The organism is Zavarzinia aquatilis, from assembly GCF_003173035.1.
In the GTDB taxonomy this organism is placed as follows: domain Bacteria; phylum Pseudomonadota; class Alphaproteobacteria; order Zavarziniales; family Zavarziniaceae; genus Zavarzinia; species Zavarzinia aquatilis.
Genome location: NZ_QGLE01000016.1, coordinates 1 through 25140, shown reverse-complemented (window position 1 = coordinate 25140; position 25140 = coordinate 1). Strand labels below are relative to the sequence as shown.

The following is a 25140-nucleotide window of genomic DNA, read 5'->3' as shown; positions in this document are numbered from 1 at the left end:
TGATACAGGGGGGCAGGCTCAGGCCACCTGGTTTTTGCGATCGCCCCAATAGGGCGCGCGCAGAGCGGTTTTCAGCACCTTGCCGGCGCCGGACACGGGCAGTTCTGCAACGAAGTCGACGCTGCGCGGGCATTTGTAGCCGGCGATCCGCTCCCGGCAGAAGGCCGTCACCTCCTCGGCCGAGAGGGCGGCGCCCGGCTTCGGCACGACGACGGCATGGACGCTCTCGCCCCAGTCCGCGCTCGGGATGCCGATCACGGCGCAGGTCGCGACCAGCGGATGCTGGGCGATGACATTCTCGACCTCGGCCGAATAGACGTTCTCCCCGCCCGAGATGATCATGTCCTTCACCCGGTCGACGATGAAGATGAAGCCGTCGTCGTCCATATAGGCGCCGTCGCCGGTGTGCATCCAGCCGTCGCGGACCGTCTGTGCCGTCAGCTCGGGCTTGTTCCAGTAGCCCCGCATGACATTGGGGCCGCGCACCACGACTTCGCCCACGGTGCCGCGCGGCACCTCGCGGCCGTCCGCCTTGACGATGCGGACCTCGGTGCAGAAGCTGGCCCGCCCGGCCGAGCGCAGCTTGCCCAGCTTGCGCCCCTCGGGCCGGTGATATTCGGCCGGGCACAGGGTGGCGAGGGGGGAGAGTTCGGTCATGCCATAGGCCTGCATGAAATCGACCCCGGGCAGCACCGCCATGGCGCGGTCGAGCAGCGCCTCCGACATCGGCGAGGCGCCGTAGACAATGCATTTCAGGCTGGACAGGTCGCGGCCCTCGCGCATCACCGGATGGTCGACCAGCATCTGGATCATGGTCGGCACCAGCAGGACATGGCTCACCCGGTCGCGCTCGATCGCCTCGACCACGGCGGTCGGCGAGAAGGCGCCGATGAAACTCTGGGTGTTGCCGCGCACCCACTGGACGCCGGACATGCCGATATCGGCGACATGGAACATGGGCGCGGCATGAAGGTAGACGCCGCCCTCGGGCGCCATGCCCTCGGCGAGGAGGGACAGCAGCGAGGCATACATGCCGCCGTGGCTGATCATCACGCCCTTGGGGTTGCCCGTGGTGCCGCCGGTATAGAACAGGCCCAGCAGATCGTCGCCCCGGCGGACGGCATCGGGCACCGGCTGCGCCCCGGCGATCAGCTTCTCGTAAGCCGCCATGCCGGCGGGCGTCTCGCCGTCGCCGCAGTGGACGAGGGTCAGCGGCCAGGGGCAATCGGCCTGTAGCCGCGTCGCGAGGGCAGCGAAGGCATCGTCGACGAGGAGAATGCGCGAGCCTGAATCCTCGAGCGCGTAAAGCAGCTCGGCCGCCGACCAGCGGATGTTGCAGGGGTTGATGACGCCGCCGCCATAGGGGACGGCGATCATCGCCTCGAAGTAACGGTCCGAGTTCAGGGACAGGATGGCCACCCGGTCGCCGGTCGCCATGCCAAGGCCCTGCAGGGCACCGGCCAGCCGGGCGACCCGGTCCGCCAGCGTGCGGAAGGTCTGACTCCGCCGGCCGCAGCGCAGGGCGATCCGGTCCGGATGCTGCTGCACGGCGCGGTGAAGCGGCTGGGTGATATACATCGCCGTCAGATCCCGGTCAGCCCGCCGGAGCAGATCAGTGTCTGGCCGCTGACATAATCGCTTTCCGGGATGCAGAACAGATAGACCGCATTGGCCGCCTCCTCGGGCGTGCCGCCCCGGCCGAGCGGGATCGAGCGTTCCATCATGGCAAGCAGGTCGGGATTGACGCCAACCTTGATCTCGCGCCCCTCGATATTGGCCGTCGCGTTGGCGCCGGCGGCGGCCTCGGTCAGGCGGGTCTTGATGAAACCATAGGCGACGCAATTCACCGTGGTGTTCATGCGGCCCCATTCCTTGGCCAGGGTCATGGTCATGCCGGTGATGCCCGCCTTGGCCGCCGAATAATTGGTCTGGCCGGCATTGCCGAACAGGCCGGCGACCGACGAGATGTTCACGACCTTGCGCACGATCCGGCGGCCGGCCTCGGCATCGGCCCTGGCCTGGTCCCGGATCACCGGCTGGGCGGCGCGCAGGATGCGGAAGGGCGCGGTCAGATGCACGTCGATCATCGCGTACCATTGCTCGTCGGTCATCTTCTGGACGACGCTGTCCCAGGTGTAACCGGCATTGTTCACGATGATGTCGAGTGCCCGGTAGGTCTCGACCGCGGTGCCGACGAAGCGTTCGGCGAAATCGGGCGCGGTCACGCTGCCGATGCAGGCGACGGCATCGCCGCCCGCGTCGCGGATCGCCTCCACCACTTCGGCGGCGGGGCCGGGGTCGAGATCGTTGACGACGACCCGCGCCCCTTCGGACGCCAGTTTCAGCGCGATCGCCCGGCCGATGCCGCGGCCCGAGCCGGTGACGAGGGCGACCTTGCCCTCGAGCTTGTTCGACATGTTCTCTCTCCTCACCGTGACCGTCAGCCGAGCGCGATCAGGGCTTCGCCGGCGATTTTCACCTGGCCGTATTGATTGGAATTGCTGACCTCGACGCGGGCGCAGCGCTCGCCATTCAGCTCGACGATCCCGGTCACGCGGCCGCGCACGGTGATCGCGTTGCCCAGATGGGTGATGCCCTGGAAGCGCACGTCGAAACGGCGCAGCCGGCTCTGCGGTGCCCAGCGGGTCAGCAGCCGGCCCATCCAGGCCATGCCCAGCATCCCGTGGGCGAAAACATCGGGCATTCCGGCCTTGCGGGCGAAGTCGATGTCGATATGGATCGGGTTGTGATCGCCCGACGCGCCGCAAAACAGGGCGAGGGTGGTGCGGTCCACCGGCTTCAGGGTCAGGGGCGGCAGCTCCTGCCCGGTTTCCACGGTTTCGATCATGGCGGGGTTCCTCATCAATTCCGGCAGACGAAGGAGGTGCGCAGCTCGGCCACCAGCTCGCCCGCCTGATTGCGCGCCTCGGCCTGTTTCACGACGAATTCGAGGGCCCCGCCCTTCTTGTCGTAGATGTCGGCGATGCGGGAGACGACGGTGATCACATCGCCCGCGCAGGCCGGCTTGTGATAGGTGAAGCCCTGTTCGCCATGCAGCAGCCGGGCGAGCGGGATGCCGAGGTCGGTCAGGGTCTGCATCACCGCGCCACTGTCCATTTCCGCGGCGAAGAGGAAGGTGGGCGGGGCCGGCAGGTCGGCGTAGCCTGCGGCCTGCGCCACCTCGACATCGGTATAGACGGGGTCGGTCTCGCCGATCGCCTCGGCGAAGAAGCGCAGGCGCCCACGGTCGAGGGCCAGCTCCGACGGGGCGGAGACATGGCCGATCCACTTGCGATCAATCACGGCGGCCCCCTTTAGTGCTTTTCATAGAGGGTGACGACGCAGGCGCCGCCAAGGCCGAGATTGTGCTGAAGCGCGAGGCTCGCCCCCTCGACCTGGCGCCTGTCGGCGGTGCCGCGCAGCTGCTGGACCAGCTCGGTGCATTGCGCAAGGCCGGTGGCGCCCAGCGGATGGCCCTTGGACAGCAGCCCGCCCGACGGGTTGGTGACGAATTTTCCGCCATAGGTATTGTCGCCGTCGTCGACGAATTTCTGCGCGCCGCCGTCGGGGCAGAGGCCGAGGGCCTCGTAGGTGATCAGCTCGTTATGGGCGAAGCAGTCGTGCAGCTCGACGACGTCGATATCCTCGGGGCCGATGCCCGCCGCTTCATAGACCTGGCGGGCGGCGGATTTGGTCATGCTGGCGCCCACCACCTCGCGCATGTCGCGCGCCTCGAAGCTGACCGGCGTGTCCGTCGTCATGGCCTGGGCGCGGATGCGCACCGAGGCATCGAGGCCGTGGCGGGCGGCGAAACTCTCGGAGCACAGGATGGCGGCGGCGGCGCCGCAGGTCGGCGGGCAGGCCATCAGCCGGGTCATCACCCCCGGCCACATCACGGGCGAGGCGAGCACGTCGTCCGCCGTCAGCACGCTGCGGAACAGGGCGACCGGATTGTTGGCGGCATGGCGGCTGGCCTTGGCCCTGATCTTGGCGAAGGTCTCGAGCGGCGTGCCGTATTGCTGCATGTGGGCAAGGCCGGCGCCGCCGAAATAGCGCAGGGCGAGCGGGATTTCGGCATGGCCGACCAGTTCGGCGGTGGCGTCGTCGAAGCGCTGGAACGGGCTCGGCCGGTCGCCGAAGACCGAGCCGAGGGCGCCGGGGTTCATCTGCTCGAAGCCGAGGGCGAGGGCGCAGTCGACGACGCCGCTTTCGACCGCCTGGCGGGCGAGGAACAGGGCGGACGAGCCGGTCGAGCAATTGTTGTTCACATTGAAGACCGGAATGCCGGTCATGCCGAAGTCGTAGAGCGCGCATTGGCCGGCGGTCGAATCGCCATAGACATAGCCGACATAGGCCTGCTGGACCGCGCCATAGTCGAGGCCGGCATCGGCGAAGGCGGCGCGCAGGGCTTCGGTCGCCATTTCGGGATAGGGCTTGTTGGCCCCCGGCTTCACGAAGGGAATCATGCCGACGCCAGCGACCACGACCTTGCTCATCTTCTCGCTCCTCGATGGGGACAGGGCGCCGGCTCGGCGCTTCGGCGGCCACTGTAGGCGGACGGGGGCCGGCCGACCCCCTCCCCGATGGGGAGGGGCGGGGAGGCCTTCCTTTCGCACCCGCATTGACATCGGCGCGACCACGGCCCACTCTGTCGGCGTTTGTCGGGGACTGGAAGCCGGTGCAATTCCGGCGCGGTCGCGCCACTGTAATCGCCAAGGTCATATGACCGGGGCGTAAGCCAGACCCGCCCCCGGCACGCACACTCTAACGGGACGCGCAATCCCAAAGGACAGACAGATGAGCCACGCGACCATCGCGCCGGTGACCCGGGCGATTTCACCTTCCGCCATTCCGCTGCATGACATCCTGCCCTGGGCGATTTTCGCCGGGCTGCTGTCGCTGGTGGCGATCTATTTCGTCGGCGCCGAACAGGGCGCCACCTCGATCTTCGAGGGCATGTATGTGCATGAATTCGTGCACGACGCCCGCCATCTGCTCGGCTTTCCCTGCCACTGAGATCGAAGGCGTTTCATCATGGTTCCTGCCCTGCTGATGCGGGGGATGCTGATCGGCATCCTCGCGGGTCTGCTCGCCTTCGGTTTCGCCCGGGTCTTCGGCGAACCGCCGGTCGAGCGCGCCATCGCCCTCGAGGGCGCGCCCTCCCATAGCCATGGCGGTGGCGACACCGCCGACACCCATGGCGCCGCCGACGAGCCCGAGCTGGTCAGCCGCGACGTGCAGCGCGGTCTCGGCCTGCTGACCGGCACCGTCGTCTATGGCGCCGCCCTCGGCGGTATCCTCGCCCTCGTCTTCGCCTATGCGCAAGGCAGGCTCGGCGCCATCGGGCCGCGGGCCACGGCGGCGCTGCTCGCCCTCGCCGGTTTCGCCGTGATCTATCTGGTGCCGCAGATCAAATATCCGGCCAGCCCGCCGGTGGTCAGCAGCCCCGAGACCATCGGGCCGCGCACCGCGCTCTATCTCTCCATGGTGTTGTTCTCGCTGGCGGCGGCCGTGGCCGCGCTGGCCGGCGGACGCCGGGCGGCCCGCGCGCTCGGGCTCTGGAACGGCGCCATCCTGGGGGGCGCGCTCTATCTCGGCGCGGTGACCGCCGCCATGCTGGCGCTGCCGGCGGTGACCGAGATGCCCGCGGAATTTCCGGCCGCGCTGCTGTGGGATTTCCGTCTGGCTGCCGTCGGTACCCAGGCGGTGCTGTGGGCCGCGCTCGGTCTCGGCTTCGGCCTTGTCGCCGAACGCCGGCTCGAGGCCGCGCGGGGAAGCGGGCTGTTGCGGGCGGCGTGACCGCGCTGGTTCCGGGCTGGCGGCGGGATCGCCCCTTCGACGCGCTCGCCGCCCTGCTCGCCGATCCCGCGATGGTCTGGAGCATGGGCTTTGGACATGCCGTCGGTCGCTTCGCCGCCGACGGCATACCGATGGCGGTCACCGCCCTGCCCTCCACGGTGACCGCCATCGGGGCCCATGGTGCGCTCCGCCTCGTTCGGCGCGGGGGTTTTCGCCTCCTCGCCTACGAGAGCCTGAGCGCCGATCCGGTCTCGTGGAATCATGGCATCGCGCTTTGCGTGCCGCCCCTTCCGACACCGCGTGGGCTTGTCCGCCTCGGTACGGACCGGGGGGCGATTCTCGGCCCCGGCGTGCTCTATGATCTCGGCCTCGGCGATTGTCGGGGGCGGCTGTGCCTGCGCGCGACCACGGCCGAGCAGGCGCGGTCGCTCGATCGCCTGATCGGGCAACAGGTCGATCCCGCCGCGCTGACCGGGCTGGGCGCGACCTGGCTGTTCAAGAGCCGCGCCGGCCGGCTGGAGCTGGCGGTGGGGCAGGTTCCGCTGCTGCTGCCCGCGGGCTTTGGCGCCGGTCGGCGTCATGCCGCCACCCTGCCGTTGCCCCGTCATCTGGTGCCCTGCGGCTTCCTGTTCCCGCCTCCTGGCGCGGGCCGGACCAAGCCCTTCGATCCGGCGGAACACCAGCGGTTTCAGGACTTGTATGCGGTCTTTGGCCCGAGGCGGCTGGTCCGCCTGAAGCACGCCGTTCTCGCGGCACTGGCGGCGGGACAGGGGCCGGATGCAGTTTCGGTGCCGCGCGACCGCTTCGCCCGCGCCTGCCTGCGGGTCACCCTGCGCCAGCAACGCCGGCTTGCCCCGTCGCCCCGGCTGGACGACTGGCTGGTGTTTCACGACCGCGCCGCGGCCGCCTCCATGATCGCATAGAAAGCATCGCCGTCCCGGCGCAGGGCGGAACCTTGGGACGGAAGGGCGCCCCATGCGTCAAAAGATGCCGGCCTGCGCCGGCATGACGAGGCGGGAGTCTGCTAACGGGCGAGGGCGAGCAGGCCGTCGACGTCGAGATGTCGCTCCAGATGATCGGCGAGCCCGTCCAGCGTCGCCTCGACCAGGGCGCCATAGGCGGTGGCGGGCGCCGCCGCGCCCAGCCCTTCGAGGAAGGCGGCGCGAAAATCGTCGGCGGCAAAGAGACCGTGCAGGTAACTGCCCATGATCCGGCCGTCGGGCGAAATCGCGCCTTCCGCCGCGCCGTCGATGCGGGCGAAGGGCCGGGCGCGGTCGGCTCCCTCGGTCCGGCCGAGGTGGATTTCGTAACCTTCGACCGGCTGGCCGCTGGCGACATGGGTCCCCGCGACCCGGGTCAGGCGCTTGTCCGCCGTCATCACCGTCTCGACGTCGAGCAGGCCAAGGCCCGTATCCTCGCCCGGCGGGCCTTCGACTCCGTTGGGATCGGCGATGCGCTGGCCCAGCATCTGATAGCCGCCGCAGATGCCGAGCACGCGGCCGCCACGTCGGACATGACCGGCGAGGTCGATGTCCCAACCCTGTTGCCGCAGAAAGGCGAGATCGCCCCGGGTCGACTTGCTGCCGGGCAGGATGACCAGCGCGCAATCGCCCGGGATCGCCTGCCCGGCCTCGATCATGACGAGGTCGACGCCGGGGCTGAGACGCAACGGGTCCAGATCGTCGAAATTGGCGATGCGCGAGAAGGCGAGGCAGGCGATGCGCAAGGGGCCGCCGCTACCCGCCCGGCCGAGGTCGAGGGCATCTTCCGCCGGCAGGCGGGCGGCCCCGGCGAAATAGGGCAGCACGCCGTAACCGCGCCAGCCCGTCCGCGCCGCGATCTCGCGGTAGCCGCCCTCGAACAGGGTGGGATCGCCGCGGAACTTGTTGATCAGGAAGCCTTCGATCATGGCGGCGTCGGCCGGGTCTAGCACCGCTTTGGTGCCGACCAATTGGGCGATCACGCCGCCCCGGTCGATGTCGCCGGCCAGGATCACGGGAACGCCCGCCGCCCGGGCGAAGCCCATGTTGGCAATGTCGTTCGCGCGCAGGTTCACCTCCGCCGGGCTGCCCGCGCCTTCGACGATGACGAGGTCGGCGATGGTGCCGAGGTGGCGGAAACTGTCGAGCACGCTGGCCATCAGGCCGGCCTTCAGCGCGGCGTAATCGGCGGCGCGGGTGGTGGTGCGGCGCCGGCCCTGCACGATCACCTGGGCGCCCGTCTCGCTTTCGGGTTTCAGCAGCACGGGGTTCATGTGAACGAGGGGATCGAGCCCGCAGGCCAGCGCCTGCAGGGCCTGCGCCCGGCCGATCTCGCCGCCGTCGGCGGTCACGGCGGCATTATTCGACATGTTCTGCGGCTTGAACGGCGCGACCGCGATGCCCCGGTGCCGCGCCGCCCGGCACAGGCCGGCGACCAGCAGCGACTTGCCGACGTTGGAGCCGGTGCCCTGGATCATCAGGGCGCGCATCAGAACTCCACCCCGGCCTGCGCCTTGATGCCGGACCGGAAGGGATGTTTCACCAGCGTCATCTCGGTGACGAGGTCGGCGAAGTCGATCAGCTCGGGCTTCGCGTTCCGGCCGGTCAGCACGACATGGGTCATGGGGGGTTTCTCGTCGCGCAGGAATGCCAGCACCTCGGCGATATCGAGATAGTCGTAGCGCAGCGCGATATTGATCTCGTCGAGGAGCACCATGCGAAGGGCGGGATCGCGGATCAGGCCCTTCGCCTTGTCCCAGCCGGCGCGGGCGGCGGCGATGTCGCGCGCCTTGTCCTGCGTCTCCCAGGTGAAGCCTTCGCCCATGGTGTGGAAGCGGCACAGATGGGGAAAATGCGCCTCGATCAGGCGCCGCTCGCCGGTGTCGCGCGCGCCCTTGATGAACTGCACGACGGCGCATCTCATGCCATGGGCGATGGCGCGGAAGATCATGCCGAAACCGGCGGAACTCTTGCCTTTGCCGCTGCCGGTATGAACGATGACGAGGCCCTTTTCGTCCTGCCGCTGCGCCATCATGCGCTCGCGCGCGGCTTTGATGCGGGCCATTTTCGCGGCGTGTTCGGCGGCGTCTTCCCCGGTCATCGGCAGCTCCCGTTCCTCGATTCGTCCTGCTCTGTTTACGACAGGGCGGGGGGGATGCGAAGATGGGTGCTGTGGCCGGCCGCTAGAACAGATGCTCGAGGGTGATGGCCTCACCCCCGGCCGGCAGGGAATAGAGATCGCCATCCCTCGCGATGTCGGCCGGGCCGCCAAAGGCGTCGTCGACACCTTCGAGGAACAGCCGGCTCAGCAGCGGATTGGGCAGGGGCGGGGTCACATGGGTGAAGACGAGATGCTTCACCCCCGCCCGCGCCGCCAGCTGGGCCGCCTGCGCGGGCGACGTGTGGTAATTCGGAATGTCATGCATGATCTTGACGAGATTGTCCCGGCCCGCCGCCCGGGCGGCGTCGCCCAGCACCGCGATCAGCTTCGGCGCCAGCGCCTCATGGGCGAGAAGATCGGCGCCCCGGGCGAAAGTCTCGACCGTCGGGCTCGGGCCTGTATCGCCACTGATCACCAGGCTGCGGCCCTTGTAATCGAACCGGTAGCCGACGGCGGGCGAGGCGGGCTCATGCGGGACGGAAAAGGCGGTGATCCTGACGCCGTCCCGGTCCCAGACGGTGACGCCTTCGCCCGGGGGCGGCGTGTCGAAAGTCTCGGCCCGGCCGCCGGCGCCGCCGGGTGGCATCACGGCGGGGCTGTGATGGGCGGTGCGATAGCCGCTGTCGAGGGCATAGGCCGCGTTGAAGCCGTCGACCACGCCCGCCACGCCCGGCGGGCCGAGGACCGGGGTCGGCGCCGTATGGGCGTTGCCCGCCCAGCGCAGCATCAACGCCTCGCCCAGGCCGTCGATATGGTCGGAATGGAAATGGGTCAGCAGGATCGCGGTGATTGATCCGGTGCGAAAGCCCATGCGCGTCAGGTTGCGGGCGCCGAGGCTGCCGGCGTCGACCAGGAATTGCTGGTCGCCGGCGATGACCAGCTGACAGGGGCCGGAGCGGGCGGGATCGGGCATCGGTCCGCCCGCGCCGCAGATCGCCAGGTGGAGACCGTCGGGCAGGCTGGCGGCGCGGTCCGCCGCGAGATTGGCGGCGGCGATCCGCCCGGCCAGCGCCAGGACGATGCGGTCGCCGGCGTAGGCCCACAGACCGGCCGCCACGGCACCGGCGACGGCAAGCGAAAGGAGGAGGATGCGTAGCCAGCGGATCATGCCTGCCCACCTGTGTCAGGGTAAATTTAATGTATGACATTAATATCATCGCCCGTTCGGCGCAAGCCCGCAACCGTCCGGCGATTTATCGAAACCCTTGCGTAGAATAATGCCGGTCATTATCCGGGCTGCGGCGTGATGAGGGGCGGCGCGGAAACCGTTCCGCCCGGCGCGGCTTCGCCACCAGCCTGTCGCTCCAGGTCTCGGTCACGATGATGGCGAGCTGGAAGCTCGACCACCCGGGCCGCTTCGCCCCCGCCCCGGACTGAGGCGCCCCGCCCTTTTCAGCGCGGGGCTTGACAATCGGGCGCGCGCCCCTTCTGTTGGGGCCGCGCTGGTTCCTGTCGTAAGACAGGCGAAGAGGGAATGCGACAGGGGAAACCCGAAGCGCAGCCGCCCCCGCGACCGTGACCGGAGAGGTCGTCCAAGCCACTGGCCGCAAGGCCGGGAAGGCGGGCGACCGTTGGAAGAAATTCCTGAATCCGCAAGCCGGGAGACCTGCCAGCGCATGTTTCTGATCGGGCGAACGGGGTGTTCGCGACCGGCAGGTGGACGCTTGCCCGCATCCTCCTTCGGCCTTGCCCCCTTCGCCTCTTGCGCGAAGGACCGGGGATGGCCGTAACGCTTCATGTCTGTATCACCTGCCGTGCCAACCGCCGGCTGGCCGAGGGTGAAATCTGTCCGGGCTCGCGCCTGCTCGAGGCCGCGCGGCGCGCCGCGCCGGACGGGATCGCGGTCGCGCCCGTGACCTGCCTGTCCGCCTGTTCGCGCGGCTGCGCCGTCGCCTTCGCCGGGCCGGGGCGCTGGACCTATGTCTATGGCGGCATCGCGCCCGAGACCGATCTCGGCGCCCTGCTCGAAGGGGCGGCGCTCTATGCCCGCGCAGCCGACGGCATCGTGCCCTGGCGCGAGCGCCCCGAGCTGCTGCGCCGAAGCGTGATCGCCCGCATTCCGCCGCGGGAGGCCTGAGCCATGGCCGATCTCGCCAAGACCCCCGTCACCATCGTCACCGGCTTTCTCGGTGCCGGCAAGACCACGCTGATCCGCCATCTGATGGCCCATGCCGGCGGGCGGCGCCTCGCCGTGCTCGTCAATGAATTCGGCACCCTCGGGGTCGACGGCGATCTGCTGAAAGCCTGCGCCGACGAGAATTGTCCGGCGGAAAACATCGTCGAACTGGCCAATGGCTGCATCTGCTGTACCGTCGCCGACGACTTCCTGCCGACGGTCGAGAGGTTGCTGGCCCTGCCCCGGCGGCCCGATCACATCCTGATCGAAACCTCCGGCCTTGCCCTGCCCAAGCCGCTTCTGAAGGCTTTCGACTGGCCGGACATCCGCAGCCGCGTGACCATCGACGGCGTGATCGCCCTCGCCGATGCCGAGGCGCTGGCCCAGGGGCGCTTCGCCGATGCCCCGGCCGACAGTGGGCACGAGGCGCCGCTGTCGGAAGTGTTCGGGGATCAGATCGCCTGCGCCGATCTCGTCCTCCTCTCCAAGCCCGACCTCGCAGGGGAAGGGGGGATCGCCGCCGCCCGCGCCCTGATTGCGGCCGGAGCCCCGCGCGAATTGCCCGTGTTGACGCTGGCCGACGGGGTGATCGACCCCCGTGTGGTGCTCGGCCTCGACGCCGCGGCGGAAGACGATATCGCCGCCCGTCCCTCCCATCACGATGGCGAGGAGGGGCACGAACACGACGACTTCGCCTCGACCGTGATCGAGCTGGGCGAGGTGGCGGACCCGGCGGTGCTGGCCGATGCCATCGCCGGCCTCGCGCGGGAGCAGGGCATCCTGCGGGTGAAGGGCCATGTCGCCGTCGCCGGCAAGCCGATGCGGCTGCTCGTCCAGGCGGTGGGGGCGCGGGTGCGGATGCAGTTCGACCGGCCCTGGAACGGTCCTCGTCTCTCCCGCCTCGTCGTCATCGCCGAGCGGGGCGATCTCGATGAGGCCGCCCTTCGCCGCGGGCTGGGCGTCTGAACCCGCCATGCATGTCGTCTTCCGCGAAAGCCATGGTCTCGACGAGGCCGCCCGTCCGGCCGATCTCGGCCAGGATCCGGCGGATCTCGTCGTCCTGTCCTTCTCGGACAGCGATCTCGGCGCCTTCGCGGCGGGCTGGCACCGGGGGCAATTGCCTGCGCTGCGCCTTGCCAATCTGGCGGCGCTGCGCCACCCGCTCTCGGTCGATACCTATATCGAGCGGACGCTGTCGGGCGCGAAGGCGATCCTGATCCGCCTGATCGGCGGCGAGGCCTATTGGCCCTATGGCCTGATGCAGGTCCATGATCTCGCGAAGCGAAAGGGCATCGCCCTCGCCGTTTTGCCTGGCGACGGCCGGCCGGATGCTCGGCTCGACGAGGTCTCGACCCTGCCGGTCTCGACCCTGCGCCGGCTCGCCGCCCTGTGCGAGGCGGGCGGCGCGGTGGCGGCGCAGGCCGCGCTGGCCCAGCTCGCCCTTGCCGCCGGGCTCTATGCCGCGCCGGTCGCGGGCGACAAGACGGTGCCCGCCATGGGCTTTCACGATCCCGCCCGGGGTGTCGTCGCCGAACCCGCGCCGGGCGACAGGCCGGCGGTGCCGGTGGTCTTCTACCGCGCCTATCTCGCCTCGGGCGATACCGCCCCGGTCGATGCTCTGATCGGGGCGCTGCGCGCGCGCGGCTTCGATGCCTATGGGCTGTTCGTGCCCTCGCTGAAGGCGCCGGGTGTCGCCGGCTGGCTTGCCGCGCATGTCGACGGGCGGGGCCTTGCCGCCATCGTCAACGCGACCGCCTTTTCGGCCAAGGGGGACGAGGGCGCCTCCCCGCTCGATGCGGCGGGATGCCCGGTGTTTCAGGTCGCGCTGTCGACGGCGCGGCGCCAAGACTGGGTGGATGCCGCGCGCGGCCTTTCACCCGCCGATCTCGCCATGCATGTCGTGCTGCCCGAGGTGGACGGCCGCCTGTTCGCCGGGGTGATCAGCTTCAAGTCGGCGGGCGCGCGGGACGAGCCATTGCAATTCGCCCGCAGCCATCATGCTGCCGACGAAGAGCGTATCGCCGCCGTCGCCGACCGCATCGCGCGCTGGCACGCGCTGGCCGCGACGCCAGCGGCCGAACGGCGGCTGGCGGTGATTCTCTCGACCTATCCCGGGCGGGCGGATCAGATGGCCCATGCGGTCGGGCTCGACACGCTGGCCTCCGTCGCCGCGTTGCTCGACGATCTGGATGCCGAAGGTTACGACGTCTCACCAGCCGGCGATCTCGCCCACGACCTTGTCGGCGACACGGAGGGCTGGCCGCTGGCCGATTATCGCGCCGCCCTTGCCGAACAGCCGGCGGTGCTGCGCGATGCGCTCGACGTCGCCTGGGGACCGGCGGAAGACGATGCCGCCGTCCGCGACGGCGCCTTTCGCTTCCGCTTCGTGCGGCGCGGCAAGATGGTGATCGCGCTTCAGCCCGAGCGAGGCGAGGTCGAGGCGCGGGACTCGCTCTATCACGACCAGTCGCGTGTGCCCCGCCATGGTTACGTCGCCTTCTATCTGTGGCTGCAGCGGCAGGGGATCCATGGCCTGATCCACATGGGGGCCCATGGCACGCTGGAATGGCTGCCGGGCAAGGCGGTGGCACTCTCCGCCGCCTGCTGGCCCGAGGCGCTGGCGGGTGGCCTGCCCGTCGTCTATCCCTTCATCGTCAACGATCCGGGGGAGGCCGCGCAGGCCAAAAGGCGCATCGGCGCGCTCACCCTCGGCCATCTGCCGCCGCCGCAGATCGCGGGCGCGGTGCCGGAGGGGCTGCGCCGGCTGGAGCGCCTGCTCGACGAATATTCGACCGCTGACGGCCTGCACCCGGCGCGGCGCGACCGTCTGATCGCCGACATCCGGCAGGAAGCCCGGGTCAGCGGGGTGGAGGAGGATCTGGCCCTGTCCCCCGATGCCTCCCCGGCGGAGGCGCTGACAAGGCTCGACCGCTTCGTCTGCGATCTGAAGGACAGCCGCTTCGGCGACGGGCTGCATGTCTATGGCCGGGGCGAATGCGGCGCGGCGGAACGCGCCGGGTTGCGCAGCGCGCTCGCCGGGCGTTTCGTCGCCCCCGGTCCCGCCGGCTCGCCCAGGCGGGGACGGGGCGATGTGCTGCCGACCGGGCGCAATCTCTTCGCCGTCGATCCAAGGGCCGTGCCCAGCCGCGCCGCCCATGCGCAAGGGGTGAAGCTGGCGGAGGAAGTGCTGCGCCGTCACCTGCAGGATCGGGGCGAATGGCCGCGCGATCTGGTGATCGACCTCTGGGGTTCCGCCACCATGCGGACGGCGGGGGAGGAATTCGCCATGGCCCTGCATCTCGCCGGCCTCGCCCCCCGCTGGGACGAAGGCAGCGGCAGGATTTCGGGTTTCGAGGTGATCCCGCTCGCCCTGCTGGCGCGGCCGCGCATCGGCGTGACCTTGCGCATCTCGGGGCTTTTCCGTGACGTTTTTCCCGATCTGGTCACCCTGTTCGGCCAGGGCGCGGCCGCCCTCGCCGCGCGGGCGGAGCCCGCCGACCAGAACCCTTATGCGACCGGCGGCCCCCGGGTGTTCGGCCCGGCGCCGGGGCGATATGGCGCGGGCCTTGGCGCCGCGATCGAGGATTATGGCGCCGATGGCCGCGCGGCCGCGGGGGAAGCCTGGCTGTCGGCCTCGGGCTTTGCCTTCGACGGCGTGGGGGCGGCGCGGGACGGCCTTGCCGCGCGGGTGGGGGCGGCGGATGGTTTCGTCCATGTCCATGACCTCGGCGAAAGCGATATTCTGCTCGCCCTCGATCATGCCGCGCATATTGGCGGCTTCGCGGCCGCACGGGAAACCCCGGTGCCGCTCTATCACCTCGACACGACCGAGCCGGCGCGGCCCCGTGCCCGCCTGCTGACCGAGGAAATCGCCCGCATCACGCGCGCCCGCGCGGCCAGCCCGGCCTGGGCCGCGGGCATGATGCGCCACGGCTTTCGCGGCGCCGCCGAAATCGCCGCCACCCTCGACCACATGGCCGCCTTCGCCCATCTGGCCGGGGCGGTGCCGGCCCATCTGTTCGATCTCTATCACGACGCCACCCTCGGCCGGGCGGAGGTGGCGGATTTCATGGCCGCGGCCAATCCCGCCGCCCTCGCCGCGCTGCGCGACCGCTTCCGCCGCCTGCACGAGGCGGGCCTGTGGCGCAGCCGGCGCAACGCCATCGTCGCCGGGCTGGAGGGCACATCGTGACCGGTTACGAGGTGAAGGGCTGGTGCCCCGGCGCCCTGCGCCCCATGGCCTCGGGCGACGGGCTGGTGGCACGCATCCGCCCTCATGGCGGGCGCCTGAGCGCGGCGCAGGTCGCCGGCATCGCCCGGGCGGCGCTGGCTCACGGCAACGGCGAAATCGACCTCTCGGCCCGGGCCAATCTGCAACTGCGCGGCATCGCCCCCACGTCCCACGCGGCGCTGATCGCCGACCTCGCCCCCCTCGGCCTGATCGACGACGGGATCGAGCAGGAAGGCCGGCGCAATCTGGTGGTGACACCCCTGTGGTCGCCCGGCGACGGCACCATGGCGTTGGCCGGCGCCATCGAAGACGCGCTGACCCGGGCACCCGCCTTGCCAGGCAAATTCGGCATTGCCCTCGATACCGGCGCGGGGCCGGTGCTGAGCGATGTTTCCGCCGACATCAGGGTGGAGCGGGCGGCGGGCGGCAGCCTGATCGTCCGCGCCGACGGCGCCCCGACCGGCCGGGCCGTGACCGAGGGGGAAGTGCCCGGGGCCATCCTCGACCTCGCCCGCTGGTTCGGCGAAGCTGGCGGCATCGAGGACGGCAGGGGGCGCATGGCCCCGCTGCTGGCGCGCGGGGTTGCGCTGCCCCGGCACCTTGCCGGCGATGTCGCGCCCGCCGCGCCGCTGCCGCCACCGGGACCGGGACGCCATGCCCTCGGCATGGTCGTCGGCTTTGCCTTTGGCCGCCTGCGCGCGGAGGTGCTGGACAGCCTCGGCCGGGCTGGTGCTGTCCTGCGTCTCACGCCATGGCGGATGCTGCTTGTCGAGGGGGTCGGGGCGCTGCCCGATCTGCCGGGGGCGATCCTCGACCCCGCCGATCCGCGCCGCCGCGTCGACGCCTGCACCGGCGCGCCCGATTGCCCGCAGGCGCAGGCGCCGGTGCGGGCCCTGGCCCTGGCCCTCGCGCCGCATGTGCCGGCGGGCGAGCGTCTTCACGTCTCGGCCTGCGCCAAGGGCTGCGCCCATCCGGCCCCGGCCGCGACCACGCTGGTCGCGGAGGCCGGGGGATTCGCCCTGATCCGCGACGGCCGCGCGGGCGATAGCCCGCATCGCCATGGCCTCGACACCGACAGCCTGATCCGCCACCCCGAGGGGATATTCACCCGATCATGATCGCCAGACGTTACGAGACCGATGGCGCCGCCATCTACGCCCGCTCTTTCGCCATCATCCGGGCGGAGGCGGCGCTCGCCCGCTTCGGCGAAGGGGAAGAGGCGGTGGCGGTGCGCATGATCCATGCCGCCGGCTTCGTCGGGCTGGAACACTTCATCCGCTTCAGCCCCGGCATGGCGGCGGCGGCACGGGCGGCGTTGCAAGCGGGGGCGCCCATCCTGTGCGATGCCCGCATGGTCGCGGAAGGCATTACCCGCGCCCGCCTGCCGGCCAGCAATCCGGTGATCTGCACCCTGAACGACGCTGCCGTTCCCGCGCTTGCCCGCGCGATAGGCAATACCCGCTCCGCCGCCGCGCTGGAGCTGTGGCGGCCGCATCTCTCCGGCGCGCTGGTCGCCATCGGCAATGCGCCGACCGCGTTGTTTCACCTGATGGACATGCTGAAGGACCCGGCCTGTCCGCGTCCGGCGGCGATCATCGGCTGCCCGGTGGGCTTTGTCGGCGCCGCCGAATCCAAGGCGGAGTTGCTGGCGAGCGCGCCGGTGCCCTGCCTCGTGGTCGAGGGACGGCTGGGCGGCTCGGCCATCACGGCGGCGGCGGTAAACGCCCTCGCCAGCGACAGGGAATAGGCGCCATGGCGAGGGTGATCTGCGCCGGCCTCGGCCCCGGCGATCCCGATCTGATCAGCCTGCGGGCCGACCGGCTGATCCGTTCCGCCCGGCACATCGCCTATTTCCGCAAGAAGGGCCGCGCCGGTCAGGCCCGCCGCATCGTTGAGGGAATGCTGGCGCCGGACGCGATCGAGCACGCGATGGAATATCCGGTGACGACCGAACTGCCCTTCGACAGCCCGGCCTATAATGCTCTCCTCACCCGCTTCTACGACGAGTGGTCGACCCGCCTCGCCGAGATCGCGCGGAGCGAGGATGTCGTCGTGCTGTGCGAAGGCGATCCGTTCTTCTACGGCTCCTTCATGCATCTGCATGTCCGCCTGCGGGACCGCGCCACGGTCGAGGTCGTCCCGGGCATTCCCGGCATGGCCGGCTGCTGGCACGCCAGCGGTCAGCCCATCACCTGGGGCGACGATGTCCTGTCCGTGCTGACCGGCACCCTGGCCGAAGACGACCTGATCCGTCACATGGCGGCGGCGGATGCCATCGTCGTCATGAAGACCGGACGCAACCTGCCGAAAATCCGCCGTGCCCTGGTGGCGGCCGGGCGCATCGGCGATGCCGTGCTGATCGAACACGGCACCATGCCGGGCGAGCGGGTGCGCCCCCTCGCGGACGTCGAGACGGCGGAATGTCCCTATTTCGCCATTGTCCTCGCCCATGGCCGGGGCCGGCGGCCCGGCGCGGGAGACGAGGCATGAAGGGCAATCTGACCATCGTCGGCCTCGGCCCCGGACCGTCGAGCCAGATCACGCAGGAGGTCGAGTTCGCGCTGATGCAGGCGACCGATATCGTCGGCTACGGCCCCTATGTCGCGCGCGCGGCCACGGCGGACGCGGTGCTTCATGCCAGCGACAACCGGGTAGAACTCGAGCGGGCGCATCACGCCCTCGACCTCGCCGCCGCCGGAAGGCGCGTCGTCGTTGCCTCCTCCGGCGATCCCGGCGTCTTCGCCATGGCCGCCGCCGTTTTCGAGGCACTGGAGCACCGGCCGGCGGATCACGGCCTCGACATTCATGTCCTGCCCGGGGTTACCGCCATGCTGGCGGCGGCGGCGCGGGTCGGCGCCCCGCTCGGCCATGATTTCTGCGCCATCAACCTGTCGGACAATCTGAAGCCCTGGGCCTTGATCGAAAAGCGACTGCGCCTCGCCGCCGAGGCGGATTTCGCGATGGCCTTCTACAATCCGCGCTCCGCCGCCCGGCCGCATCAGTTCGCCGCCGCGCTCGACATTTTGCGCGACGTCTGCGGTGTCGCGCGTTTCATTGTCTTCGCCCGGGCCGTCGGCAGCGCGGAGGAGCGGATCGAGGTGAGCACCCTCGGCGCGGCGACGGCGGAGATGGCCGACATGCGCACCCTCGTCATTCTGGGCAGCAGCACGACACGGCGGGCCGGCCGCTTCCTCTATACCCCGCGGTCGGCGCCGTGACCGAGCCAGGCCAGGACCTCGTCCACGCTTTCGGTCAGGCGGCGGGGCGGCAAGGCCGGGCGGTCGATCATGATCACCGGCAGGCCCAGCGCCCGCGCGGCGTCCAACTTGGCCCTTGCGCCATCGCCGCCCGCGTTCTTGGCGACGACGATGTCGATGCCGTGTTCGACCATCAGGGCGCGGTCGTCCTCAACCGTGAAGGGCCCACGCCCGAGGATGACGGTGGCATCGGGCAGGGGCAGGGGGCCGTCCGGGGCATCGACCAGCCGCAGCAGGTAGTGATGCCGGGGGGCGACCGCGAAATCCGCCACATGCTGGCGCCCGATGGCCAGAAACACCCGGCGACCCTCAAGCCCGAGCGCCCGCGCCGCGCCCGCCATGTCGGGGACGGACTGCCAGCGGTCGCCCCGTCCCGGGGTCCAGGGCGCCCGTTCGAGCGCGATCAGCGGAACCCTTGCGATCTCGGCGGCGGCGGCGGCATGGGCGCTCATGCTGGCGGCGAAGGGATGGGTGGCGTCGATCAGATGGCTGATCCCCTCGCGTTCCAGATAGTCGACGAGCCCCGCCACGCCGCCGAAGCCGCCGATGCGCGTGGGCAGGGGCTGGGCTGCCGGCGCCTGGGTCCGCCCGGCATAGGAATAGCGGCCGTCGATCCCCGCCGCCGCCAGCGCCCGGGCGAGGCGGCCGGCATCGAGCGTGCCGCCGAGAATGAGGGGACGGATCATGACTGAGCCCTGGCTGTCGATCATCGGCATCGGGGAAGATGGAATGGCCGGCCTGTCGGAGGCAAGCCGGAACGCGCTGTCGCTCGCGGAATTCGTCTTCGGGGGTCTGCGCCACCTTGCCCTCGCCGAGGTCGGCGGGCGAGGGCGCCCGTGGCCGGTGCCCTTCTCGGTCGATCCCGTGCTGGCTTTGCGCGGCCGGCGGGTGGCCGTGCTCGCGTCCGGCGATCCGTTCTGGCATGGCGCAGGCAGGGTGCTGGCGGACCGTCTGGCGCCCGGCGAATGGCGGGCGCATCCCGCGCCTTCGACCTTTTCCCTCGCCGCCGCGCGTCTCGGCTGGCCGGTCGAGACGACCGCCTGCCTCGGCCTTCATGCCATGCCTGTCGAGAGCCTGCGGCCCCGGTTGCGAGATGGCGCACGCCTGATTTGCCTGCTGCGGGATGGCGCGGCCTGCGGTGAACTCGCTGCTTATCTCGCCGCGCAGGGCTTCGGCGCCAGCCGCCTCCATGTCCTCGAGGCGCTGGGCGGCCCCCGGGAGCGGAGACGCACCTGTATCGCATGCGATTACGATCTTGCCGATGTCGCCGCCCCGGTTGCCCTCGGCATCGAGATGGCGGGCCGGCTCGGCCTGCCGCTGACCCCGGGTCTGCCGGACGATCTGTTTGCTCACGACGGCCAGATCACCAAGCGGCCCGTGCGCGCCCTGACCCTCGCCACCCTCGGGCCCCGCCCGGGGGAAGTGCTGTGGGACCTCGGTGCCGCCTCCGGCTCAGTCGCCATCGAATGGTGTCTGGCCGGTGGGGGCGCTGCCATCGCCGCCGAATGCCGGGCGGATCGCATCGCGGGCTTGCGCGCCAATATCGCCGCCTTCGGCCTCGGCCCTCGCATCGCCATCGCGGAAGGCCATTGGCCGGCGCTGCTCGCCGATCTGCCGCCCGCCGACGCCGTCTTCGTCGGCGGCGGGCTGTCGGCGGCCTCTCTCGATCTGCTGTGGGCGCGGTTGCGGCCCGGCGCGCGCCTCGTCGCCAATGCGGTGACGCTGGAGACCGAGGCCCTGCTGATCCTCGCCGCCGGTCGCCACGGCGGTGAGCTGCTGCGGATCGAGCTTGCGGGCGCGGCACCGCTTGGCGCCTTCCGCGGCTGGGTGCCGGCGCGGCCCCTGGTGCAATGGAGCGTGACGCGATGCGTGTAGCGGGTTTCGGCTTCCGGTCGGCGGCGACGCTGCACGCCCTTCTGGCGGCCATCGAGGCGGCGGGCGGGATCGCCGGCGTTACCCATCTCGCCACCGGCGCGGACAAGGCGGGGGCGCCGGTCGCGCTCGCGCTGTCGCGCCACCTCGGCCTGCCGCTCGTCCCCGTGCCCCGCGCCGTGTTGACCACGCAGGGCACCGCCACCTGTTCCCTGCGCAGTGTCGAGGCAACCGGCGCCGGCAGTCTGGCGGAGGCGGCCGCCCTCGCCGTCGCCGGGCCGGGCGCCCGTTTGCTGCGCCCCCGCGCCACCAGCCCCGATGGCATGGCGACGGCGGCCCTCGCCGAAAGGCCCAGATCATGACCGTGCATTTCATCGGCGCCGGCCCCGGCGCGCCCGACCTGATCACCCTGCGCGGCCGCGACCTGATCGCGCGCTGCCCGGTCTGCCTCTATGCCGGCTCGCTGGTGCCTGCGGCCTTGCTCGACCATTGCCCGCCGGGCGCGCGCATCGTCAACACCGCCGCCCTCGATCTCGACGCCATCATCGGCGAAATCGCCGCTGCCCATGCGGCGGGCCATGATGTTGCCCGGCTGCATTCGGGCGACCTTTCGATCTGGTCGGCGATGGGGGAGCAATTGCGCCGGCTGCGGGCTCTCGGCATTCCCTATGACATAACGCCGGGGGTTCCGGCCTTCGCCGCCGCCGCCGCCAGCATTGGTGCCGAGTTGACCCTGCCGGGCCTTGCCCAGTCGGTCGTGCTGACCAGAACCTCCGGCCGGGCGACGGGTATGCCCAAGGGCGAGAGCCTCGCCGCCTTCGCGGCGACGGGCGCGACCATCGCCGTCCATCTTTCGATCCATGTGCTCGACCGGGTGGTCGCCGAGCTTCTGCCCTTTTATGGCGCCGACTGTCCGGCCGCCGTGGTCTTCCGCGCTTCCTGGCCGGAGGAGCGGGTGGTCCACGCCCCGTTGGGCAGGCTGGCGAGCGCGGTCGACGGCGCGGGCGAGCGGACCGCGCTGATCCTGGTCGGGCCGGTGCTGGGGGCGGAGGATTTCGGCGAAAGCCGGCTTTACGCCGCCGATTACGACCGGCGCTTCCGCCCACAGGGCGACACGCCCCGCTTTCCGGAGGGGCGGTGATGCCGCCCGGCCTGATGATCGCCGCCCCCGCCTCGGGCAGCGGCAAGACCACGGTCATGCTCGGCCTTGCCCGGGCCTTCCGCGACCGGGGCGTGATCGTGCAGCCCTACAAGAGCGGCCCGGATTACATCGACCCGGGCTTTCACGCCGCCGCGGCCGGGCGACCGTCTTGGAACCTCGACAGCTGGGCCATGCCGGCGGCGATGATCGACGCCCTCGGGGCCGAGGCATCGGGGGCCGATCTCGTGCTGGCGGAAGGCTCCATGGGGCTTTACGACGGTGTTGCATTGCCGGGGGTGAGTGGCAGCGGTGCCAGCGCGGACATCGCCCGGCGCAGGGGCTGGCCGGTGGTCCTCGTGCTCGATGTCTCGGGTCAGGCGCAGACGGCGGCGGCGGTCGCGCTGGGCCTTGCGAGGTTCCAGCCCGATGTTCGCATCGCCGGGGCGATCCTGAACCGCGTCGCCAGCCCCCGGCACGAGGCGCTGGTCCGCGCCGGCATGGCGCAGGCGGGCATCGCTGTCCTCGGCGCCCTGCCGCGCCGGGCGAAGATCGAAATGCCGGAACGTCACCTCGGCCTCGTCCAGGCCGAGGAACATGGCGCCCTCGAAGCGATGATCGCCGAGGCGGCGGATTTCGTCGCGGATAACGTCGACCTGGACGCCCTGCGGCGCGCGGCAGTCGGCGGCGAAGGCGGGGCGGACGGGGCCCTGAAGATCGCGCCGCCCGGCCAGCGCATCGCCCTTGCCCGCGACGCCGCCTTTTCCTTCGTCTACCCTCATATGCTGGCGGGCTGGCGCCGGGCCGGGGCTGAAATCCTGCCCTTCTCGCCGCTCGCCGATCAGGCGCCGGACGGGACGGCGGATGTCTGCTGGCTGCCCGGCGGCTATCCCGAACTGCACGCCGGCCGGCTCGCCGCCGCGCCGAATTTCCGCGCCGGGCTTCGGCGTTTCGCCGCGACGCGGCCGGTGCATGGTGAATGCGGCGGTTACATGGTGATGGGCAGCGCGCTGATCGACGCGGAGGGCGTGTCCCACGAAATGGCCCGCCTGCTTGGCCTCGTCACCAGTTACGCGGCGCGGCGAATGCATCTCGGCTACCGGCGGGCGCAATTGCTGGCGGCCATGCCGGGCTTCCCGACCGGTGGGGCCTTGCGTGGCCACGAATTCCATTATTCCAGCGTGGTCGCCCTCAACGATCCGCCGCTGGCCCAGGTGGTCGACGCGGCCGGCGCGCCGGTCACGGAAACGGGTTCGCGCCGGGGCCTTGCCACCGGCACCTTCTTTCATCTGATCGCGGGGGCGGCATGACCGGCTTCGTCTCCTTCGTCTCGGCGGGGCCGGGCGATCCCGAGCTTCTCACCCTGAAGGCGGTCGACCGGCTGCGCCGGGCCGATGCCGTGCTCTACGACGATCTCGCCGCGGGCGATATCCTCGGCCATGTCCGCGACGGCGCCGATCTCGTCGGCGTCGGCAAGCGGGCCGGGCGGGCCTCGCCCCGGCAGGACCACATCAATCGCCTGCTGGTCGATTACGCCGCGGGCGGCGCCCGGGTCGTGCGACTGAAGTCCGGCGATGCCGGCATCTTCGGCCGGCTGGAGGAGGAGATCGAAGCCTTGCGCGCCGCCGACATCGCCTTCGAGATCGTGCCCGGCGTGCCGTCGCCCTGCGCCGCCGCCGCCGGGGCGGGATTGCCGCTGACCCGGCGCCAGGCCGCGCGGCGCCTGCAATTCATCACCGGCCATGATGCCACGGGCCGTCTGCCGGACGACCTGAACCTCGCCGCCCTGGCCGACGCGCAGGCGGTCACCGCCGTCTTCATGGGCCGGCGCACTTTCCCCGAGCTGGCCGCCCGGCTGATCGCCGCCGGTCTGCCTGCCGAGACCCCGGCCCTGCTGGTCGAGGACGCCAGCCTGCCCGGCGCGATCCGTCGGCGCGACACGCTGGCGGGCCTTGCCGCGCATCTGGCGGGTGCGGCGAAGGGGGCGGCCCCGGCGATGATCCTGTTCGGTCCCCTGGGGGAGAGCGGCGATGCCTGAAGCCGGCATTCACCTCTCGCTCATCGGTATCGGCAGCGGCAATCCGGACCATGTGACCCTGCAGGCGATCAAGGCGATCAACCGCGCCGATCTTGTGCTGATCCCGCGAAAAGGTGCCGACAAGGCCGATCTCGCCGACCTGCGCCGGGACATCCTGGTCAATGTGCTGACCAATCCCGCGACGCGGATCGCCGATTTCGACCTGCCGGTGCGCGATGCCGGCAATCCCGATTACCGCGCCGGCGTGGACGACTGGCACGATGCCATCGCCGAGGTCTGGTCAGGCACCATCGCCGCGCATCTGCCAGCGGGACGAGGGCGCGTCGTGCTGCTGATCTGGGGCGATCCCGGGCTCTATGACAGCAGCCTGCGCATCGCCGCCCGCCTGAGACCGGCGCCCGCCCTCGAGGTCATTCCCGGCATTACCGCTGTTCAGGCGCTCACGGCCGCGCATCGCATTCCCGTGAATGACATCGGGGCGCCATTCGTCGTCACCACCGGCCGGCACCTGCGCGATCTTGGCTGGCCACCCGGAGTCGACACGGTGGTGGTCATGCTGGATGGCGACTGTGCCTTCCGCCACATCGCTCAGGAGGGGATCCACATATGGTGGGGCGCCTATGTCGGCATGGCGGCGGAGACGATTCTTTCCGGTCCCCTGTTCACGATGGCGCCCGCGATCGCGGAAGCCCGGACCGCCGCCCGCCGCCGTCACGGCTGGATCATGGATATTTATATACTGCGCAGGGCGCGGGCCTGACGGCCGCCCACCGTTCTTCTAATTCCCGGTCGACCGGAGCCGGGTGGCGCCGAGCAGCGCCCCCGGTATCGGGTGCCGCTCTCGCTGACGCTGTGTCGCCAATTTGGTTTGTTCAAATTAGTCGATCTTCCCTTCCGACTTCCTGATATCGCAAAGGTGCAATGCGGCAATCGCGGGGCATGTTTTTTCGCATCGCCTGAAGCGAGATAAAAATAATACGGAAAAACAAAGCCTTACAAGATTTGCGCTGCAGCGGACGGCCGGTTGGCAACGATCTTGCAGAACGTGATCCAAAGCCGCCGGCTACGACCGAGGCAAGGACAGGGAGGCGAGGTTTGCAGAGGAAAACGGAGTCGGCCGTATTGCGTCGACACGCGGGGCATCCACCCACGCGGATTCCATTCGTAACCGAAAACGTTATGAACATCGCCCGGGGCGCGATCCATGCGGCGGCGGTCGTGACCGTCCTGGCGGCTTCGTCGCTGATGCCCGTGACGGCGCGCGCGGACGCTACCGGTTACCGCGTATACCCGGACAATTTGTTTGGGATTGGGCTTGGTTCGTCGGCTTCGGTGGCGAGCGGGTATCATGGTTCGGTTGTTGTGGCGGGCGTGGATGGCCGGGCGTGGAGCACGGTGGACAGTGGCTCGAGCGATCTGCTGCGGCGGGTTGTGGCGGTTCCGGGTCATGGTTTCGCGGCGGTGGGCAATCGCGGCCGCATTCTGGCTGGCGATGCGACGGGCCGGGCCTGGCATGAGGTCTTCGCCGAAGAGGGCCAGAACCTGCGC

26 protein-coding genes and 2 riboswitches are annotated in these 25140 nt (G+C 70.5%); of the genes, 17 read left to right on the top strand and 9 right to left on the bottom strand.

All coding sequences use genetic code 11. The features are described from left to right. Window positions 1-18: 18 nt before the first annotated feature. The 5 genes from DKG74_RS19675 to DKG74_RS19655 are packed head-to-tail and all read right to left on the bottom strand — an operon-like array spanning window position 19 to window position 4496. Window positions 19-1578, bottom strand: a complete 1560-nt coding sequence (locus DKG74_RS19675) for an acyl-CoA synthetase (RefSeq protein WP_109907891.1) — start codon at window positions 1576-1578, stop codon at window positions 19-21. Window positions 1579-1583: 5 nt separating this feature from the next. Next, complete coding sequence (locus tag DKG74_RS19670) at window positions 1584-2417, bottom strand: SDR family NAD(P)-dependent oxidoreductase (protein WP_109907890.1); 834 nt, start codon at window positions 2415-2417, stop codon at window positions 1584-1586. A 23-nt stretch (window positions 2418-2440) separates the two neighbouring features. Beyond that, entirely contained in the window at window positions 2441-2848 is a 408-nt protein-coding gene (locus tag DKG74_RS19665; RefSeq protein ID WP_207779433.1) for a MaoC family dehydratase, read from the bottom strand. Window positions 2849-2862: 14 nt separating this feature from the next. After that, entirely contained in the window at window positions 2863-3303 is a 441-nt protein-coding gene (locus DKG74_RS19660) for a MaoC family dehydratase N-terminal domain-containing protein (protein ID WP_109907888.1), read from the bottom strand. An 11-nt stretch (window positions 3304-3314) separates the two neighbouring features. Next, window positions 3315-4496 (bottom strand): lipid-transfer protein, encoded by a 1182-nt coding sequence (locus DKG74_RS19655; protein WP_109907887.1) that lies wholly within the window; start codon window positions 4494-4496, stop codon window positions 3315-3317. A gap of 174 nt (window positions 4497-4670) precedes the next feature. Continuing rightward, window positions 4671-4811: riboswitch (cobalamin riboswitch) on the top strand. Here DKG74_RS19655 and DKG74_RS19650 point away from each other — a divergent pair. From DKG74_RS19650 to DKG74_RS19640, 3 genes are all read left to right on the top strand, one after another. Beyond that, window positions 4798-5016 carry a CbtB domain-containing protein gene (locus DKG74_RS19650; protein WP_109907886.1) on the top strand — a complete coding sequence of 73 codons (219 nt, stop codon included), beginning with the start codon at window positions 4798-4800 and terminating at the stop codon, window positions 5014-5016. It overlaps the preceding riboswitch by 14 nt. An 18-nt stretch (window positions 5017-5034) precedes the next feature. Next, entirely contained in the window at window positions 5035-5799 is a 765-nt protein-coding gene (locus DKG74_RS19645) for a CbtA family protein (protein WP_109907885.1), read from the top strand. Next, window positions 5796-6722: a DUF6925 family protein gene (locus DKG74_RS19640; RefSeq protein ID WP_109907884.1), complete on the top strand. Its 927-nt coding sequence runs from the start codon at window positions 5796-5798 to the stop codon at window positions 6720-6722. The genes DKG74_RS19645 and DKG74_RS19640 overlap by 4 nt, the downstream gene beginning before the upstream one ends. A gap of 101 nt (window positions 6723-6823) precedes the next feature. Here the strand turns inward: DKG74_RS19640 and DKG74_RS19635 are convergent, their stop codons facing one another. From DKG74_RS19635 to DKG74_RS19625, 3 genes are all read right to left on the bottom strand, one after another. Then, window positions 6824-8269 carry a cobyric acid synthase gene (locus DKG74_RS19635; protein ID WP_207779432.1) on the bottom strand — a complete coding sequence of 482 codons (1446 nt, stop codon included), beginning with the start codon at window positions 8267-8269 and terminating at the stop codon, window positions 6824-6826. After that, window positions 8269-8880 carry a cob(I)yrinic acid a,c-diamide adenosyltransferase gene (gene cobO / locus DKG74_RS19630; protein ID WP_109907883.1) on the bottom strand — a complete coding sequence of 204 codons (612 nt, stop codon included), beginning with the start codon at window positions 8878-8880 and terminating at the stop codon, window positions 8269-8271. Before cobO ends, DKG74_RS19635 begins: the two co-directional genes overlap by 1 nt. An 82-nt stretch (window positions 8881-8962) precedes the next feature. Then, the gene (locus DKG74_RS19625) at window positions 8963-10048 is read right to left on the bottom strand and encodes an MBL fold metallo-hydrolase (protein ID WP_109907882.1); all 1086 of its coding nucleotides are present in this window, start codon (window positions 10046-10048) and stop codon (window positions 8963-8965) included. Window positions 10049-10366: 318 nt separating this feature from the next. Then, window positions 10367-10568: riboswitch (cobalamin riboswitch) on the top strand. Between the two features lie 92 nt (window positions 10569-10660). Between DKG74_RS19625 and DKG74_RS19620 the strand changes: the two genes are divergently transcribed. The 7 genes from DKG74_RS19620 to cobJ are packed head-to-tail and all read left to right on the top strand — an operon-like array spanning window position 10661 to window position 18505. Beyond that, complete coding sequence (locus DKG74_RS19620) at window positions 10661-11017, top strand: DUF1636 family protein (RefSeq protein WP_109907881.1); 357 nt, start codon at window positions 10661-10663, stop codon at window positions 11015-11017. 3 nt (window positions 11018-11020) lie between these two features. After that, window positions 11021-12022 (top strand): cobalamin biosynthesis protein CobW, encoded by a 1002-nt coding sequence (gene cobW / locus DKG74_RS19615; RefSeq protein WP_109907880.1) that lies wholly within the window; start codon window positions 11021-11023, stop codon window positions 12020-12022. Further along, the gene (gene cobN / locus DKG74_RS19610; protein ID WP_243404186.1) at window positions 11988-15248 is read left to right on the top strand and encodes a cobaltochelatase subunit CobN; all 3261 of its coding nucleotides are present in this window, start codon (window positions 11988-11990) and stop codon (window positions 15246-15248) included. The genes cobW and cobN overlap by 35 nt, the downstream gene beginning before the upstream one ends. After that, window positions 15245-16405: a precorrin-3B synthase gene (cobG, locus tag DKG74_RS19605; RefSeq protein ID WP_109907879.1), complete on the top strand. Its 1161-nt coding sequence runs from the start codon at window positions 15245-15247 to the stop codon at window positions 16403-16405. Before cobN ends, cobG begins: the two co-directional genes overlap by 4 nt. Next, window positions 16402-17034: a precorrin-8X methylmutase gene (locus DKG74_RS19600; RefSeq protein ID WP_207779431.1), complete on the top strand. Its 633-nt coding sequence runs from the start codon at window positions 16402-16404 to the stop codon at window positions 17032-17034. The genes cobG and DKG74_RS19600 overlap by 4 nt, the downstream gene beginning before the upstream one ends. 5 nt (window positions 17035-17039) lie before the next feature. Continuing rightward, window positions 17040-17777 (top strand): precorrin-2 C(20)-methyltransferase, encoded by a 738-nt coding sequence (locus tag DKG74_RS19595; RefSeq protein WP_109907878.1) that lies wholly within the window; start codon window positions 17040-17042, stop codon window positions 17775-17777. After that, window positions 17774-18505 (top strand): precorrin-3B C(17)-methyltransferase, encoded by a 732-nt coding sequence (gene cobJ, locus DKG74_RS19590; protein WP_109907877.1) that lies wholly within the window; start codon window positions 17774-17776, stop codon window positions 18503-18505. Before DKG74_RS19595 ends, cobJ begins: the two co-directional genes overlap by 4 nt. On the opposite strand, the gene DKG74_RS19585 is transcribed toward cobJ, so the two are convergent. Next, window positions 18481-19230 carry a cobalt-precorrin-6A reductase gene (locus DKG74_RS19585; RefSeq protein WP_109907876.1) on the bottom strand — a complete coding sequence of 250 codons (750 nt, stop codon included), beginning with the start codon at window positions 19228-19230 and terminating at the stop codon, window positions 18481-18483. The genes cobJ and DKG74_RS19585 overlap by 25 nt on opposite strands. Between DKG74_RS19585 and cbiE the strand changes: the two genes are divergently transcribed. The 7 genes from cbiE to DKG74_RS19550 form a co-directional block, all read left to right on the top strand. Then, on the top strand, window positions 19229-20419 hold the full coding sequence (gene cbiE, locus DKG74_RS19580; RefSeq protein ID WP_109907875.1) for a precorrin-6y C5,15-methyltransferase (decarboxylating) subunit CbiE: 1191 nt from the start codon (window positions 19229-19231) through the stop codon (window positions 20417-20419). The two genes, DKG74_RS19585 and cbiE, sit on opposite strands and share 2 nt — an antisense overlap. After that, entirely contained in the window at window positions 20410-20778 is a 369-nt protein-coding gene (locus DKG74_RS19575; RefSeq protein WP_109907874.1) for a cobalamin biosynthesis protein, read from the top strand. Before cbiE ends, DKG74_RS19575 begins: the two co-directional genes overlap by 10 nt. Next, window positions 20775-21557 carry a precorrin-4 C(11)-methyltransferase gene (gene cobM / locus DKG74_RS19570; RefSeq protein WP_109907873.1) on the top strand — a complete coding sequence of 261 codons (783 nt, stop codon included), beginning with the start codon at window positions 20775-20777 and terminating at the stop codon, window positions 21555-21557. The genes DKG74_RS19575 and cobM overlap by 4 nt, the downstream gene beginning before the upstream one ends. After that, the gene (locus DKG74_RS19565) at window positions 21557-22864 is read left to right on the top strand and encodes a cobyrinic acid a,c-diamide synthase CobB (protein WP_109907872.1); all 1308 of its coding nucleotides are present in this window, start codon (window positions 21557-21559) and stop codon (window positions 22862-22864) included. The genes cobM and DKG74_RS19565 overlap by 1 nt, the downstream gene beginning before the upstream one ends. Further along, window positions 22861-23592 carry a uroporphyrinogen-III C-methyltransferase gene (cobA, locus tag DKG74_RS19560; protein ID WP_109907871.1) on the top strand — a complete coding sequence of 244 codons (732 nt, stop codon included), beginning with the start codon at window positions 22861-22863 and terminating at the stop codon, window positions 23590-23592. Before DKG74_RS19565 ends, cobA begins: the two co-directional genes overlap by 4 nt. Further along, window positions 23585-24352 (top strand): precorrin-6A synthase (deacetylating), encoded by a 768-nt coding sequence (gene cobF, locus DKG74_RS19555; RefSeq protein ID WP_109907870.1) that lies wholly within the window; start codon window positions 23585-23587, stop codon window positions 24350-24352. The genes cobA and cobF overlap by 8 nt, the downstream gene beginning before the upstream one ends. Before the next feature lie 419 nt (window positions 24353-24771). Continuing rightward, window positions 24772-25140: hypothetical protein (locus DKG74_RS19550; protein ID WP_207779430.1), on the top strand; the 369-nt coding region annotated here is incomplete at its 3' end.

What these genes read in the sequence shown, in the direction of transcription:
- DKG74_RS19675 (WP_109907891.1), bottom strand. Translation starts at nt 1,578, where the DNA reads ATGTATATCACCCAGCCGCTTCACCGCGCCGTGCAGCAGCATCCGGAC.
- DKG74_RS19670 (WP_109907890.1), bottom strand. Translation starts at nt 2,417, where the DNA reads ATGTCGAACAAGCTCGAGGGCAAGGTCGCCCTCGTCACCGGCTCGGGC.
- DKG74_RS19665 (WP_207779433.1), bottom strand. Translation starts at nt 2,848, where the DNA reads ATGATCGAAACCGTGGAAACCGGGCAGGAGCTGCCGCCCCTGACCCTG.
- DKG74_RS19655 (WP_109907887.1), bottom strand. Translation starts at nt 4,496, where the DNA reads ATGAGCAAGGTCGTGGTCGCTGGCGTCGGCATGATTCCCTTCGTGAAG.
- DKG74_RS19650 (WP_109907886.1), top strand. Translation starts at nt 4,798, where the DNA reads ATGAGCCACGCGACCATCGCGCCGGTGACCCGGGCGATTTCACCTTCC.
- DKG74_RS19645 (WP_109907885.1), top strand. Translation starts at nt 5,035, where the DNA reads ATGGTTCCTGCCCTGCTGATGCGGGGGATGCTGATCGGCATCCTCGCG.
- DKG74_RS19635 (WP_207779432.1), bottom strand. Translation starts at nt 8,269, where the DNA reads ATGCGCGCCCTGATGATCCAGGGCACCGGCTCCAACGTCGGCAAGTCG.
- cobO (WP_109907883.1), bottom strand. Translation starts at nt 8,880, where the DNA reads ATGACCGGGGAAGACGCCGCCGAACACGCCGCGAAAATGGCCCGCATC.
- DKG74_RS19625 (WP_109907882.1), bottom strand. Translation starts at nt 10,048, where the DNA reads ATGATCCGCTGGCTACGCATCCTCCTCCTTTCGCTTGCCGTCGCCGGT.
- DKG74_RS19620 (WP_109907881.1), top strand. Translation starts at nt 10,661, where the DNA reads ATGGCCGTAACGCTTCATGTCTGTATCACCTGCCGTGCCAACCGCCGG.
- cobW (WP_109907880.1), top strand. Translation starts at nt 11,021, where the DNA reads ATGGCCGATCTCGCCAAGACCCCCGTCACCATCGTCACCGGCTTTCTC.
- cobN (WP_243404186.1), top strand. Translation starts at nt 11,988, where the DNA reads ATGAGGCCGCCCTTCGCCGCGGGCTGGGCGTCTGAACCCGCCATGCAT.
- DKG74_RS19600 (WP_207779431.1), top strand. Translation starts at nt 16,402, where the DNA reads ATGATCGCCAGACGTTACGAGACCGATGGCGCCGCCATCTACGCCCGC.
- DKG74_RS19595 (WP_109907878.1), top strand. Translation starts at nt 17,040, where the DNA reads ATGGCGAGGGTGATCTGCGCCGGCCTCGGCCCCGGCGATCCCGATCTG.
- cobJ (WP_109907877.1), top strand. Translation starts at nt 17,774, where the DNA reads ATGAAGGGCAATCTGACCATCGTCGGCCTCGGCCCCGGACCGTCGAGC.
- cbiE (WP_109907875.1), top strand. Translation starts at nt 19,229, where the DNA reads ATGACTGAGCCCTGGCTGTCGATCATCGGCATCGGGGAAGATGGAATG.
- DKG74_RS19585 (WP_109907876.1), bottom strand. Translation starts at nt 19,230, where the DNA reads ATGATCCGTCCCCTCATTCTCGGCGGCACGCTCGATGCCGGCCGCCTC.
- DKG74_RS19575 (WP_109907874.1), top strand. Translation starts at nt 20,410, where the DNA reads ATGCGTGTAGCGGGTTTCGGCTTCCGGTCGGCGGCGACGCTGCACGCC.
- cobM (WP_109907873.1), top strand. Translation starts at nt 20,775, where the DNA reads ATGACCGTGCATTTCATCGGCGCCGGCCCCGGCGCGCCCGACCTGATC.
- DKG74_RS19565 (WP_109907872.1), top strand. Translation starts at nt 21,557, where the DNA reads ATGCCGCCCGGCCTGATGATCGCCGCCCCCGCCTCGGGCAGCGGCAAG.
- cobA (WP_109907871.1), top strand. Translation starts at nt 22,861, where the DNA reads ATGACCGGCTTCGTCTCCTTCGTCTCGGCGGGGCCGGGCGATCCCGAG.
- cobF (WP_109907870.1), top strand. Translation starts at nt 23,585, where the DNA reads ATGCCTGAAGCCGGCATTCACCTCTCGCTCATCGGTATCGGCAGCGGC.